This is a genomic window from Streptomyces sp. NPDC091682 (assembly GCF_044756625.1).
Taxonomy (GTDB): Bacteria; Actinomycetota; Actinomycetes; order Streptomycetales; family Streptomycetaceae; genus Streptomyces.
Genome location: NZ_JBIVTH010000029.1, coordinates 40,092 through 53,517 on the forward strand (window position 1 = coordinate 40,092; position 13,426 = coordinate 53,517).

Annotated in this window: 13 protein-coding genes and 2 pseudogenes; 5 read left to right on the top strand and 10 right to left on the bottom strand. The window is 70.0% G+C overall.

Annotated elements, in window-relative coordinates; translation table 11 throughout:
- Nucleotides 1-11: 11 nt before the first annotated feature.
- Nucleotides 12-290 (bottom strand): hypothetical protein, encoded by a 279-nt coding sequence (locus tag ACIQK6_RS38475; RefSeq protein WP_329094720.1) that lies wholly within the window; start codon nucleotides 288-290, stop codon nucleotides 12-14.
- Between the two features lie 307 nt (nucleotides 291-597).
- On the opposite strand from ACIQK6_RS38475, the gene ACIQK6_RS38480 reads away from it, so the two are divergent.
- Together ACIQK6_RS38480 and ACIQK6_RS38485 are read left to right on the top strand one after the other, a co-directional pair.
- Nucleotides 598-726 carry a hypothetical protein gene (locus tag ACIQK6_RS38480; RefSeq protein ID WP_329094722.1) on the top strand — a complete coding sequence of 43 codons (129 nt, stop codon included), beginning with the start codon at nucleotides 598-600 and terminating at the stop codon, nucleotides 724-726.
- 129 nt (nucleotides 727-855) lie between these two features.
- Entirely contained in the window at nucleotides 856-1,122 is a 267-nt protein-coding gene (locus ACIQK6_RS38485; RefSeq protein ID WP_329094724.1) for a hypothetical protein, read from the top strand.
- A 201-nt stretch (nucleotides 1,123-1,323) separates the two neighbouring features.
- Here the strand turns inward: ACIQK6_RS38485 and ACIQK6_RS38490 are convergent, their stop codons facing one another.
- The 5 genes and pseudogenes from ACIQK6_RS38490 to ACIQK6_RS38510 all read right to left on the bottom strand — a co-directional run.
- Nucleotides 1,324-2,139 carry an SDR family oxidoreductase gene (locus tag ACIQK6_RS38490; protein ID WP_402697159.1) on the bottom strand — a complete coding sequence of 272 codons (816 nt, stop codon included), beginning with the start codon at nucleotides 2,137-2,139 and terminating at the stop codon, nucleotides 1,324-1,326.
- 1,065 nt (nucleotides 2,140-3,204) lie between these two features.
- Nucleotides 3,205-3,564, bottom strand: coding sequence for a hypothetical protein (locus tag ACIQK6_RS38495; RefSeq protein WP_329094727.1), 360 nt, complete (start codon nucleotides 3,562-3,564; stop codon nucleotides 3,205-3,207).
- Entirely contained in the window at nucleotides 3,561-4,178 is a 618-nt protein-coding gene (locus ACIQK6_RS38500; protein WP_329094728.1) for a hypothetical protein, read from the bottom strand. The genes ACIQK6_RS38495 and ACIQK6_RS38500 overlap by 4 nt, the downstream gene beginning before the upstream one ends.
- 183 nt (nucleotides 4,179-4,361) lie before the next feature.
- Complete coding sequence (locus ACIQK6_RS38505) at nucleotides 4,362-4,784, bottom strand: hypothetical protein (RefSeq protein ID WP_402697115.1); 423 nt, start codon at nucleotides 4,782-4,784, stop codon at nucleotides 4,362-4,364.
- A 968-nt stretch (nucleotides 4,785-5,752) separates the two neighbouring features.
- Nucleotides 5,753-5,907, bottom strand: a pseudogene (locus ACIQK6_RS38510) (Tn3 family transposase); the annotation flags it as partial.
- Between the two features lie 954 nt (nucleotides 5,908-6,861).
- Here ACIQK6_RS38510 and ACIQK6_RS38515 point away from each other — a divergent pair.
- A complete protein-coding gene (locus tag ACIQK6_RS38515; RefSeq protein ID WP_402697161.1) occupies nucleotides 6,862-7,350 on the top strand; it encodes a transposase family protein in 489 nt (162 codons plus the stop codon).
- A gap of 147 nt (nucleotides 7,351-7,497) precedes the next feature.
- Here the strand turns inward: ACIQK6_RS38515 and ACIQK6_RS38520 are convergent, their stop codons facing one another.
- The 4 genes and pseudogenes from ACIQK6_RS38520 to ACIQK6_RS38535 all read right to left on the bottom strand — a co-directional run bounded on the left by ACIQK6_RS38520 (nucleotide 7,498) and on the right by ACIQK6_RS38535 (nucleotide 10,806).
- A complete protein-coding gene (locus ACIQK6_RS38520; RefSeq protein ID WP_402697117.1) occupies nucleotides 7,498-8,784 on the bottom strand; it encodes a UDP-glucose dehydrogenase family protein in 1,287 nt (428 codons plus the stop codon).
- A 159-nt stretch (nucleotides 8,785-8,943) separates the two neighbouring features.
- Nucleotides 8,944-9,432: a glycosyltransferase family 4 protein gene (locus tag ACIQK6_RS38525; protein ID WP_402697162.1), complete on the bottom strand. Its 489-nt coding sequence runs from the start codon at nucleotides 9,430-9,432 to the stop codon at nucleotides 8,944-8,946.
- Nucleotides 9,433-9,467: 35 nt separating this feature from the next.
- Nucleotides 9,468-9,932: pseudogene (locus ACIQK6_RS38530) on the bottom strand (NAD(P)-binding domain-containing protein); the annotation flags it as partial.
- 31 nt (nucleotides 9,933-9,963) lie between these two features.
- Complete coding sequence (locus ACIQK6_RS38535; RefSeq protein WP_402697118.1) at nucleotides 9,964-10,806, bottom strand: class I SAM-dependent methyltransferase; 843 nt, start codon at nucleotides 10,804-10,806, stop codon at nucleotides 9,964-9,966.
- A gap of 775 nt (nucleotides 10,807-11,581) precedes the next feature.
- Here ACIQK6_RS38535 and ACIQK6_RS38540 point away from each other — a divergent pair.
- Nucleotides 11,582-11,908, top strand: a complete 327-nt coding sequence (locus ACIQK6_RS38540; protein WP_402697119.1) for a helix-turn-helix domain-containing protein — start codon at nucleotides 11,582-11,584, stop codon at nucleotides 11,906-11,908.
- A 741-nt stretch (nucleotides 11,909-12,649) separates the two neighbouring features.
- Complete coding sequence (locus tag ACIQK6_RS38545; RefSeq protein ID WP_402697121.1) at nucleotides 12,650-13,066, top strand: NUDIX domain-containing protein; 417 nt, start codon at nucleotides 12,650-12,652, stop codon at nucleotides 13,064-13,066.
- The last annotated feature ends 360 nt before the right edge of the window (nucleotides 13,067-13,426 follow it).

Below are 13,426 nucleotides of genomic sequence, written 5' to 3' on the forward strand. Positions count from 1 at the left end.
CTCGGATCGGGTCAGCGCGTACGGGACGGGCCTGGCCGGTCCGGCGGACCCTGCCCCGGGCGCGGGCGGGCCGGTACACCGGTAACGGGTCCGGCGGCGGGCAGGCCACGGCCCGGCGTGCGCACCACTCGACCGGTGCGCGGCTTCGTCGTCGGAAGCGGGTTGCCGGCCAGGCCGGCTGCCTCGCGCAGCAGGACGGCGGCGGCCTCCACCGCCCCTACAAGCGCGATCAGCAGGGTGAGGACGACCGCGGCATCTCCCCCGCGGGCGGCGCGCGGTGCGTGTTCCAACGCGCCGGTCGAAGCGCGCCATCCGGCACAGGCGCGGCCCTCCAGAACGCGGGCGCCCCCGCAGGGGGCGTCCCACCGCCCGCCGCTACGCAGAGGCCCCCCGTCGTCCGGCGCCCGCGCACGCAGGGATGGTCCCAAGCCCATGGTCACGGCGCCGAACTACCCGGTCCGGCGCCCCCGCACAGGGGCGGTCCTAGTGTGCTCCGCACACGGATTGGGGGCAGTTCGGTTCTCAGGTACCCCTCGCCTCCCCCACTCGGGGGAGGCGGCCGGGACCACCGGAGGACGCGAGACGCGAGCCACGAGCGTGAACCTCGACGTGCCGCGCCGCATCAAGTGGACGGCATACGCCATCCCCTTGTGCGCCCTCCCCTCGGGGCTGTGGCGCATCACGCTCGTCACCGGCTGGCCCGACTGGTACGCCGGGCACGACTGACTGCCGGGGGAACGGCCGTACGTCCTCTCGCTCTCGCTGATCGCCGAGTGCCTGGCGCTGCTCGCCCTGGGGCTCGTCCAGCCCTGGGGCGAACGGCTGTCCACCTGGGTTCCCTTTGCAGGCGGCCGCGTGCTGCCAGTCCGCGCGGTCGTCATCCCGGCCTGCGTCGGTGCCTTTCTGGCTACCGTCCTGGCCGCGTACGCCACCCTGAACTACCAGTTCCATTTCGTTCCCCCGCTGAACCACACCGGTGAGGCCTTCCCCACCAGCGGCCCGGGGGCATGGGCCTTGTGGGCCTGCTACGCCCCGATCCTCGCCTGGGGACCGCTGCTTGCGGTGGCAACGCGGGCCTACCACCTGTGCCGGACCCGTGACGCGGTTCTGGCCTTCGAGTGAGGCCGGATCGGTTCGCTCGCCCGTCGCTGGGAGATGCTCGCGGTGGCCTCCCCCACTCGGATCGTCGTTTCGCCGCTCTCGTGGAGGTCGTGGATGCCGGTGGTTGTCGGACTGCAGGAACAGCAAGAGCTTGCCGCCCGCCGTCGCGTGGACGGGTTGTGTGAAGAAGCCGACCGGATGTAGGCCGAGCTCGAAAGAGGCTCAGCGGAAGACGGCCGCGTTCTGCTGGGCCCACTGCGCGAAAGTGCGTGCCTTACCTCCGGTCACCTTCTCGACCACGCCGTTCGGGGTGTTGTACTCAGCCGGCGGGTCGGCGAACACCTCCAGCTGGAAGTCGATCATGTGCTCCGGCACGCCCTGCGCCCGCATCGATACCCGCGCCTGGTCCGGCGTCAGCTCCACGAACTCCACCTTCCGGTCGACCGCAGAGCCCAGTGTGGCGATTTTCTCCCGCATCGAGAGCCGCTCCGGGCCGGTAAGCAGGTACTCCGCACCGGCGTGCCCGTCCTCGAGCAGCACCGTTGCGGCCACCGAGCCGATGTCCCCCTCGTGCACCATCGCGGTACGCGAGTCCCCGTACGGCCGCTCGACCCGTCCGTGGCGCACCTCGTCCGCCCACTCCAAGGCGTTGGCCATGATCTCGGTCGGCGACACCGTAGTCCACGCCAGACCCGACGCCCGCACGGCCGGCTCCAGAGTCGACTCCGACCAGCCGGCAAGCATGGTCGCCCGGCGCACCCCCGCCGACTCGATCATGGCCACCAGATCCCTGCCGTTCTCCAGCGGGGCGTAGTCGTCGCCCCCGAAGTTGATCAGGTGCACACCGGTCACGCCGTGCAGCGCCGATGCCAGCGACGACGCGTCGGTCAGATCTCCGCCGACGACCTCGACGCCCGGACCGAACGTCGCCGCCCCGGGCCGCCGGGTCAGCGCCCGCACCGGCGCACCGGCCTCCCGCAGCGCCGCAACAACCTGCCACCCGACCGTGCCGGTCGCGCCCACCACCAGAAACGTCATGCCAGTCTCTCCACATCGTCCGATGCCGGTCTCCCCGGCCGCACGCACATACTGATCACCCTTGCGGACCGGTACCGTCCGCATTGGCAGCTGTTGCCGTTCCGATCTTGAGGGGTGGTGGGTGAGGACGGCGAGCGGGGAGCGGGGGCCCGCTCGGGCGGTGCGCACGGCCCGCCAGTCCATGCAGGGGCGGACCACCTCCAGGAGCGCGATCTCCTGGGCGTCGTACAGGGGGACCGTGGTCACCCCGCCCTGCCGCTTGTAGTCGACCTCCGTGGAGCCGACCGGAGCCAGCCACCCGAGCCGCACCACCTGATCGAAGTCGGTACGGCGGACGCCCAGGCGCACCGCGGCCTGGTCCGGGCCGAGGGGCACGTGCCGGTCGAGGACGGCGGGCAGGTCCCACCGGCGAGCCAGCGCGGCCACCTGGTCCGGATGGACGACGGGGAACTGCGGGTCCCCGCCGAGGTAGACCAGCAGGCCGGCACGGACGAGACGGCCGACCGCCGAGGCGGTCACCCGCGGCCGCAGGATCGGAAGCGGCACGCCCAAGGCCTCGGTCAGCCGGTCCGCCGCCGCCCCGGCCTCGATCCCCCGCAGCGCCGCCCGCACTGCCTCGTGGTCGGCGGCCTCCACCACCGCACGCCGCCACCGCCACCGGCACCGGCACCGGCACCGGCACCGGCACCCGCACCCGCACCCGCACCCGCACCCGCAGCCGGCCCGCCGCCGCGGACTCGTCAAACACCTCACGCACCGAACGGCCCGAGGACCGGGCCACGCCCGAAACATGCCGAAAGATCCCATTTGCTGCAATAGCTGCTATTTAAGGGTGAGTTGAGGGCGTATCGCACAAGCCGCCTACGCGTACGCGAGGGCGAAAATCACCCCTGCGGGTGAGGCGAACCGGCTCCTGACGCACAGGAGCGGGGCCGCCGACGGCGGCCCCGCTCCTCCCTCGGGCGGCCTACAGGTAGTCGGTCGTCTGCGGCGTAGGTGCCCACGTACGGGGCGCCGGGCAGGGGGGTTCCGTCAATTCGGGCAGGGGCGGCCCTGCGGCCCAGGTCAGGAGGCGACGGGAACGCGCAGACCGATGGCAACCGCCGCGCGCCTGCACCCCGCGCGAACACCAGCCAGCTCCGCCCGCACATCCGTCCCCGCCCGACCCGCCGCAGCCGTGGAGGATCCCGCGGCCGCCGCGTGCAGCTCAGCCCGCTCGGTCGCACCGTCGCCGGGAAGCACCGTGATCTCGGCGGCGTCCGCGACCGCACCGACCAGCCGCGCCACCTCGGCCGGCCCCGACACCGACCAGTGGACGTGGACGCCGAGCATCCCGGGCACCCACCCTTCGAGGGCGCCCCGGATGTCCTCGCACAACCCGCCGACGGCCGTGTGCGAGCCCTCGGACGCGATACCGGCGCTCATCTCCCCATGCTCTCCTCCGCCACCGACACCCCGCCTCGACGCCACCCCACGCGCGCAGCAGTACGGGCTGGCTGCGTGGGTGCCGCCAGCTCCTCCCACGAGGCACGGATGCCGAGCCGATTCTCCAGGTCCGTGAGGATCGCCCCGTGTCCGTCCCGTACAGTCATTCCGCCGAGAGTGAGCTCGCCGACTACGTAGTACTCGTCGTCCTGAACCCTGGTACGGACGAGATCGTCCTGGGAGCGCGTGCGGCGCCGCAGTTCGGCTTCGGCCCCCATCTCGTGCCAGCTTCGCGCGAGATCCCGCATCTCCAGCAGCTCGGACGCGGGGTACCTGTCCCGGATGCTGTTGTCCAGGAGTGCCCCGACCAGCGCGGGCGAACCCGAATCGACCGCCTCGCGCAGGGAGAGCAGATCCTCCGGCGCGCACTGGCTGGCATCGGCGCCACGCATGAGCAGCAGTTGAGCAATGCCCCCTCGGAACGCCTGGACAGCCACACCGAACGCCGCGGCCCGCTCGTCGTAATCCCCGTCCTCCTCCAGAAGCCGCTTCACCAAGAACATGTCCCCCGCCCGAACAGCGGCGATCAGAGGAGGCTCCACCACACCGTTCACACGCCCACCCACATCCATGACTTGCCGCCCCACCGACGAGGGGCTGTCGATCCCTTCGCCTCGACCACCCGCCGCCGCCACGCACGGCAACGCCCGACCCATTTCGTTCCGTTTACATCCGGGGGTTCCAGGTTCCTGTCAGCAGCCGCTGAACCCCCTCCAGTCGCGCTCCGTCGCCAGCTTTCAGCAGCTTGCCACCCACTCACTGTCAGGAATGCACTCCTCGAGCATGTCTCCTGCCCATCCGCTGAACAGGAACAGAGGACGGGAAAGTACGATATCGCCAACTCTCTGTGCACGCAGGAAGAGGCCGAGGTCTGTTAGCTCCGGATCTCCGGATGGACCCCAAGCTGCCTTGATACCGTGGCAGTTGGCATAGCTGAAAACTCGTTCCACTGTCTCCGATGGCACCTGACCGACCAACGGCACGTCTTCCAGGGATACCTGGGGACCGGTGGAGGCGCACAGGGCCACGGCGGCCAGATGGCCCGCATCCGTGAAGTAGGCAGTAACGCCCGGATCGGGAAAATATGTGTCCGCGTTGACGCCTAGACGGTCTCGCCGGGTCGGCCCATCGAGTGCTGCTGCAACCTCGTCCGGCCTCATCCCGAACTCCAGAGGTCCCACAGCCACCAGCGGGATCCATGTCCACTGCAGGCGATCCTCATCCTTCTTTGCCGTCGGACCCAATTTCCATCCCCCACGATTGGAGGGGCGCACCGGTCAACGCCCCATTTAAGAAAGAGTGATCGGCTATGTGCCGCACTCAAATGCGACGCGAACGGTAATGAGGAAAACCGCCATGTTCTCCTGGCGAGTGTCTCGCTGGATAGGTGTCCACCTCCTCCGGGTGCACGACACAGGGTTCGGGGAGTTCGTCCTCCCACCGGAGCAACGGCATTTCAGGCTCGGCAGCAAGGAAGCGGCACGTGCTCACCGTCTGCGCGGCCAGCTTCCACTGCAGGAGGTATCGGCGCTCCAGGTAACGGCCGTGGGTGCGGGCAGCGGAAGAGCTGCACCAGGTCAGCGCCGCCGGGACCAGCGGCCAGCCCAGGGACGTCCCGGCCGAAGAACTGGGCGAGCCCCACGAAGGCCACCGGCCCGTCCGTACCCGGGCTGCCGGCGCCGGGCCACGAACGACTCCGAGGCCACACGCCCGCGGCCCGGGCAGCGCGGATCTCCTCTGGTGCGTACCCCTCGGTCTCGGGCTCGTGCAGCTCGCGGCAGACCGGCCACGGCTCGTCGCTCGGCCACAGCAGCGGCCCGCCGACATGGCTGTCGTGCCGCCCGGGCTGGCCCGGCCGCGGGTGCAGGCGGGTCGTCCACCCCCGATATGCCGCCAGCTCCGGGGGCGCTGCCTCCACGGCAACCGGCCTCGCCGGCGTTGTCCTGGTCATACGCGGAACGTACGCGGCCGGAACCACGTCACGCGAACGGGTTACCGCGCACCCTCCCCCGTGGACACCATGTCCAGTCAAACCAGGACCCCCCGGGCCAAGTACAACCATGGTCCTGGCACAAGCTCGTGGGCGTTCCCAGATCTCGGCAACACCACTTCCCGGAGGAGGGGAGCAGATCTGCCCGCGCTTGCCGTGGCAGATGTCCCGGGCAAGCTTGTGCCGCGACTCCTGGACGGTGAGCTGGCGGTTCATCTGGCGCCGGTAGGTGTCGTCCACCGGATCGACCACCGCAGCAGGTGCAGCGCCTTGGCGATCCGCCCGACCTCGGCTTCGCCGCCAACAGCAACCCGCCTCTGCTGCCGGCGCGCCTTTGGCCTTGGCCCACGAAGGTGCGCCCCACTCAGCGTGCACGCGGTCCGGGGTTGAGGAACACCAGAGCGGAAACCGGCGCTTGTGCTCTCCGTGACGCCGACCGCAGATAAGCGAACTGTCGAGGGCCGGAGCTCTTTGCCCCGTCCGGCGGCAGGTGCCACACGGCTCAATCAAGAACTCGCGCGTTACCAGCCGCGACTCCGATGTCGAGAAGAAGGCGTCCCGGAAGGGCAAGATCGCCGACTCTCCGTTGGACGGCAAGTGAACTGACAGTCGAAACCACCCTCGCGCATGCTCGGTCTTTAGCTAAGGTCGCCGAGCGAGCCGGCCGCGCCCGCTACGAGCCTAGCGGCACCGACCGAGAGGCATTCACGTTCTACCGGGGCAAGATCACATCCATGCACCGAGCGCGTCAGGCTGCGCTTGCCGGGGACGGCGCAACGGCTGGTGCGCCGGTGCCCGCTCTCCTGGCCGAGGGATGGGCTGGCGGGCGGCTGGTGACGCTGCGGACGTTGCAGCGGGCGTTTGGCGAGGAGCTGACCCCGGCCGGGCGGGCCGCGTGTCGGATCGGCGACTCCGGCCGGCGGACAGCCTCCGTGTACCTGTGGCGCCCGGACGCGCTGCGCGGCCAGTGCTGGGAGATGGATCGCCCTGGTCTACGGCATCCCGCCAGTGGCGGGTGGCTCTATTCACGGGTTGTGGCTCTGGCTCAAGTTCTGTGACCCGGTCAATGTCAGTGATCGCTCGACCTCTTCGAGCTGTGGGTGAAGTCGCCTGAAAATGATCCCTGGGCAACGCAGTTGGGCTGAAGGTTCAGGGCCGTGGAAGAAGTCCTGCTCCGGCTCAAGGGATAGTTGTTCCCGTCGATCGCGGACGTCACGGTGCTGTCGGTGGACGTGAACATCGCGAAAGTGCGCGTTGACGCGCAATGCACCGCCGGCGGCGCCGCGTGCCCGGTCTGTGGCACCCGGTCGAACCGGGTTCACGGTCCCTACCTGCGGTTTCCTGCTGACGTTCCCAGCGGAGGCCGACGGGTCGTCCTTCAATTGAAGGTCCGGCGCCGTGCACGGGCCCGGGGAGCCCGGACCCGTACCGCGTACTCGGACCCAGGGATCGGTGGGTCAGCTGTACCGTCGGCCGGTTACGCGCCCGGGCCGGCGACGGCGGGCGCGCGCCGGAACACTTGGAGGGGCAGCCGCCGGTCGGAGATCGGGACGGTCTCCCGGCCGCTGTGGCGTGCCTCCCGATCGTGCAGAAGTCGGCGCGGTGGAGGTCACCGGTCAGTCCGAGGTCCGCAGTCTCCGATTGCGGGTCAGACCCGTCGCCACCGCCGGCCATGCATCTGGAAACGAGGATCGCGGCCGCACGTCGCCGGTATCAGTCCAGACGACGCCGCCTGACTGCTCCATGAGCGTAACCAGATCGGCTTGTTGCGACTCGCTGCTGATCCACTCGCGGCCGCAGGGCGCCTCCACGTGGTGGGTGACGCCCTTCGTGTGATCCGATGGAGGCGGTAGAGGTTGGCGGCCCCGTTGACGGATGAGCGCTCAGGGACGGCCGACGGAGGTGTACCGGAACCCGATCCCGCGCAGGTGGGCGGGGTCAAGGAGGTTGCGGCCGTCGAACATGACCGGCATGCGCATCATGCTGTGCGCCTGTTCCCAGTCAATCTCGGTGAGCTCGGGCCATTCGGTCACGATCACCGCCGCGTCCGCGCCTGCGAGTGCCTGCTGTGGGGTCGAAGCGCGGGTCACGGAGTCCCACGGTTCCCCGGCGGCGGGGCGGGCGAGGGGGTCCCAGGAACGTACGTGTGCGCCTTCGGCGAGCAGGCGGCTGGCGAGGACGGTGGAGGGCGCCTCGCGCATGTCGTCGGTGCCGGGCTTGAAGGCCATGCCCAGGAGGGCGATGTGCTTGCCGGCGAGGTCGCCTAGTTCGTCCTTGAGGTGTTGGATCGCGCGGCGCTTCTGGATGTTGTTGACGTTGATGACTGCGGTGAGGAGCTGGGGATGGAAGCCGGTGTTGGAGGCCATCTGGCGCAAGGCTTCGCTGTCCTTGGGGAAGCAGGAGCCGCCCCAACCGATGCCCGGGCGCAGGAAGTGGGCGCCGAGGCGGTGGTCCATGCCGACGGCTCCGAGGACGTCGGTGACGTCGGCGCCGGTGTTCTCGCACAGGGTGGCGATCTCGTTGGCGAAGCTGATCTTCGTGGCGAGGAGTGCGTTGGAGGCGAGTTTGACCATCTCGGCGGACTTGACGTCCATGGTGGCCATGGGGGCGTTGATGCCGGCGTGTAGGGCTGCGACGAGGGCGCCGGCGGTGTCGTTGTCCTGGCCGATGACGATGCGGTCGGGGGCCATGAAGTCGGTGATGGCCCGGCCCTCGGCGGTGAACTCGGGGTTGGAGACGTAGCCGACGTGGGCCAGTCCGATCTCGTCCAGCAGGACGCGGGCGCGGGAACCGGTGCCGACGGGGACGGTGGACTTCATGACGACGGCCTTCAGGTCGCAGGCGTCGGTCAGGGAGCGGACGACGGCCCATACGCGGGAGAGGTCGGCGTCTCCGGAGGCGGATGGCGGGGTGTCGACGCATACGTAGGCGATCTCGGCGCCGGCAACGGCCTCGGCGAGGTCCTCGGTGAAGGTGAGGCGTTCCTTGTTCCGGGCGATCATGTCGCCAAGTCCGGGTTCGTGGATCGGGACGTCGCCGGCGCGGAGGATGCGGACGCGTTCGGGGTTAATGTCCCGGACGGTGACGTGGTGGCCGAGCTCGGCGAGGCACGCGCCGGTCACCAGGCCGATGTATCCGGCGCCGAACACCGCAATGCGTCGCTCTGCCATGGTCTGTCCATTCTCTTCGTGCCGGTTCAGGCGAGTTGTTCTGATCTGCCCGGATGCCACCCTGATCACGGGCGACACGCTACTCGGCTGTGCTCGGACTGCCGGATTCGCGTCGCAGGGTGTGGAACGGCAGGGTGCGAGTGCGGGTTGCCGGGTGGTTCAGCGCCGGTCGGCGAGGGCGCGGTCATAGATGTCGTGATAGCGGGGTGTGAGGGAGCGCCAGGAGTAGTGGTCGTGGGCGAACCGGCGGGCGGCCTGGCCGCGGCGGGTCATCTCGGCGGGGTTGGTGAGTGCCTGCTCGATGGTTGCGGCGAGGTCGGCGAGGTCGCCGGGGGTGGGTATCCAGCCGGTGGCGTGAGGGCCCGTGGTGGTGACGTAACTGAGGGGGCCGCCGCTGGCGGAGGCCATCACGGGGGTGCCGGAGGCCATCGCTTCGAGGTAGATCAGGCCGAAGAGGTCGGCGCAGTGGAGGCCGTCGATGAGGTCGTGGTGGGGGCGCCATCCGGCGAAGTGGACGTCGTCGGTGATGCTGAGGTGGGAGGCGAGGGTGTGGGGGTGGTCTCCCTCCCATTCGCCGGGGTGGCCTCCCAGGACGAGCAGCGCGGGGCGTACGGCGGTGCGGTCGCGCAGGAGGGCGACGGCCTGCAGGAGGAGGTTGAGGTGGGGGCCTCGGCGGCCGCGAGCGCCGCCAACCGTGCACCGGCCCCGACCGGCACCGTCGACTTCCCGATCAGCACGGCGTCCCGACTCAGGCGGCGGGCAACGGAGACGATGGCATCCTCGACCGCACTGAGGTCCATGATCATCGCCCCCTCGTGCTGCGGCGTCGGCACCGCGAGGAAGAGCACCTCGCCGTGGGCCGCCGCATCGTCGTAGGAGTCGGTGAAGCGCAGCCGGCCCGCCGCGGTGTGCTTGGCGATGTAGTTCGTGACGCCCGGTTCGTCGAACGGGCAGCGTCCGGCCCGTAGCTGCTCCAGCGTCTCCGGGTTGATGTCGACGCCGAGAACGTCGTGCCCAAGCTCGGCCAGGGCGGTCAGGTAGGGCACACCCAAACGGCCCATGCCGATGACGGTTAGCTTCATCCTGTTTCTCCCGTGATCCCGCACCCGTGCGCGGGGTTGTGGTTGCGGCGATGCCAGATCCGGCATCGCGGGGTGGTCGCCGTAGGCGGGCGCGGTTTCAGCCGGCGTTGGTTGGGCGGCGGCCGACGATCACGGCGGCCTGGAGGTCGGTTTCGAAGACGCCGTCGGGGCGCGCGGCCGTCAGCGTCTCGCGCATGTCCTCCTCAAACGCGCTCTGCCGGTCACCGAGCGTCGCCGCCGACGAGTAGGCGTACGTGCGCTGCAGGCCGACCAACTCATCGAGGGTGTAGGTCCGCCGGTAGTCCGCGCGCAGGACGGACACCTGGCTGAAGACGGACTGGCGCATGACCTCCTCGTGGCCACCGGCCGGCTCCACGTACGTGGTGGCCGGGCCCGCGAGGTTCACTGATCCCAGCCAGCGCAGGCGCAGTTGCTCGAGCAGCGGATGCCACCACTCGCGTTGTGTACCGGGAGCTCGGTACCCCACGACGGCTACGAACCCGCCTGGCCGGACGGCCTGGTCTAGGGCCGCCAAGACGCGCGGCCGGTCCATCCAGTGGAACGCGTCCGCGACCGTGGCCCCGTCGAAGAGCCCTGTGTCTTTCGTCAGGGCCGCCGCTTCAGTGGCGTTGGCCTGGCACCAGATGACCGACCGGACGCCGCGTACGTCCGCCCAGTCGCGGCCGGCGGCCAGCATTTCCTCCGACACGCCGACTGCGGTGACGGATGCGCCGTGCTCGGCCAGGTCGAGGGCTAAGGTGCCCGGCCCGCATCCGAGGTCGAGGATGTGGGGCGCAGTCGCGCTGCCGAACTGGCTCGCGATGTAGTCGACCACGGCTGAGGGGTGGGGGCGGCGGTAGGTGACGTACGGCGCACCGCACGAGGCGAAGATGCCGTCGGCGTTCGTGTAGCCGGTGGTGCTGTGGACGTCCTGTTTCACGGAAGCCTCCGAGGCCTGCCCGTTTATGGCGGGCAGGCCGAAGCGGGTGGGCAGTGACAAGGGTGGTCGCACCGATCGCGCGGCCGCGGATGAACCCCTGAGGGGCGGCTGGCCGGCGCCGGGGACGCCGACCGGTACTGGCCCGGGGTGTTCCATGGGGGGCGTCCCACAGGGGTCGTGCGGCAGGGGTCGTGCGGCAGGCCGCTGCCCGCCATCCCGCTTCTGACCGGTGGGGGACGATCCTTCTCAGCCGTCGAATGGCGCGCTGGGGGCGGGAAGCGGCTGCGTAGCGCCGCACATGGGCCCGGGTCCGGCACCCCGCATCACTGCCTCCTCGTCCGCAGCCAGCCGGTCAGGGCCGTCGGGGTCGTCGAGCGTGAGGAAGCGGGCCCATCCGGCCTCGGCGCGGGCGAGCAACTCCGCGCTGGGACCTGGCGGAGAGGGAAAGGGCGGTCCGGGCATGGGTGTCCCTCCTCGGACGAAACGGGGGGCATCGGACCGCCGTGCCTTGGGGCCAGCGGCCGGCTGCTTCAAGGGGAGGCCGTCCGGATTCGGCGGCTGACAGCCAGTGAACGCCTCCACACGCCGTGCAAGAGACTCCAGCAGGTGACTCCAACCCGGAGTCGGCTGTCGGCGCCTGACCCTAGCATCGAACCAGTCGTGTGAAAGGGGCTCATGATGGGCAGTCAGGGATTGGATCCGCCGACCGTCGCCGACTGTCGCCGCCGGTCTCCTCGACGACGAGCGGATTCTCAAGGCCCTGGCCGGGCGTGACATGGGCACCCTGTTCACGTTGCTCAACTCCCGCGGCGTGAGCACACGCAAGCTCGCCGCCGCCGTGGACGTCAGCCAGGGGCGCCTCTACGACTACACGAACGGCAACTGCCGCGTGGAGAAGCTCTCGGTTTTCGAGCAGATCGCCGACGGGCTCGGCATTCCCGGCCACCTCCTCGGCCTTGCCCGCAGGCCCTGGGAACCCTTGCCCAAGCCCTCAGCACCGGCCATCAGTGATCTGCCCGCGGACACTGGTGACCTTGAGGCGATCGACGCGTTCCGCGATCGGACCGCCGAATCGGTGGCGGCCGTCTCTACGCGGCTGTGACACGGCATCTGACGGACCAGATCGCACCCCGCCTCGTCGACACGGCCAGCGGTCCCGGCGTCTTCGCGGCGGCCGCGGCCCTCACGGAGATGGCCGGCTGGATGGCCCACGACTCCGCCCACGACGACCTCGCCGTCAAACACCTCACCCGCGCGCTCCCGCTCGCCCGTGTCTCCGGCGACGCGCCGCTCGCCGCCAACATCGCCGCGAGCACCAGTCACCTCACCCTGCACACCGACGACCGACCGGGAGCAGCCCGCTGGGCCAGGACCGGTCTCCACCTCGCCGCCCAGGGCCCACGCATCCCCTCCCTCACCGCCCGCCTGCACACCACGACTGCCCGCGCGCTGGCCGCAGCAGCCCAGCGCTCCCCCGCCCGGCGCGCCCTCGACCAGGCCGAAGCGGCCATCGCGGAACCCGCGGACGCCGTACACCCCTGGCTCAGCCCGTTCGACACAGCCGCGCTGGCCAGCGAATCCGCGCTGATCCTCAAAGACCTCGGCCGCTACGACCAGGCTCTCGGCCAGGCCGAGCATGCCCTCGCCCTGCGCGAGGCCGGCCGTGCTCGTTCCCTGGCCCTGACTCGGATCACCCTGGCCGACATCCACATCCGCCGAGGCGACCTCGACTCCGCCGTGAAAGTCAGCCACGACCTCCTCACCACCAGCCCCACCCTCAGCTCCGTACGCGTCATCCACCAGCTCGGCAGCCGACGCACTGATCCGCAACCGGGCCGGCCACGTGCTCCTGGTCAAGCCCACCTACAAGCCCGGCTGGGACCTCCCCGGCGGAATGGCCGAAGCCAACGAGGCACCCGAAGCCGCACTCACACGCGAACTGCGAGAGGAACTCGGCCTGGACCCAGCCCTCAGCGGACTCCTCGTCGTCGACTGGGTACCGCCCCACGGCCCATGGGACGACCAGCTCTCCTTCATATTCGACGCCGGCACCCTGGACGACGCCCAGGCCGCCCAGGTCCGCCCCCACGACGACGAACTCTCCGAGGCCGCGTTCCTCCCTATCGACAAAGCCCTCATACTTCTTCACAGCCGGACGCGGAACCGGCTCGATGCCGCCGTCCAGGCCAGCAAGATCGGGCGTCCCGTGTACCTGCACGACGGTCACTCGACCCTCCCCACACGGACAGGACCTTGCTGAGCTTCATGAACCGCACCGTGAGAACCCGTAGAGACTCTCCGGAAAAGAGTCTCCCGAGGGCGCTGCCTGGTGTGGCTGCGTAGGCGACAAGCGAACCAAGAACAAGTGTCGGCGGGTTCCAGGATCATCCGACGCTGGGCTGGCTCTGGAACGTACCGAGTTCTAGGAACACCTCACTGTGGCTGAGTGCCGCGGTCGGCGCCGTATGTCAGGTTGGCTTCGCACGACAACGGGTTCTGGTCCAACTTCTGTGGAGGGGTGACGCTCAGGCCCGCAACCGCAAGAAGCGCGGCTCACTCGGCGGCCGACCGCCGAAGTTCGACCCGGCCGACTACAAGGAGCGCCACGCAGTCGAGTGCG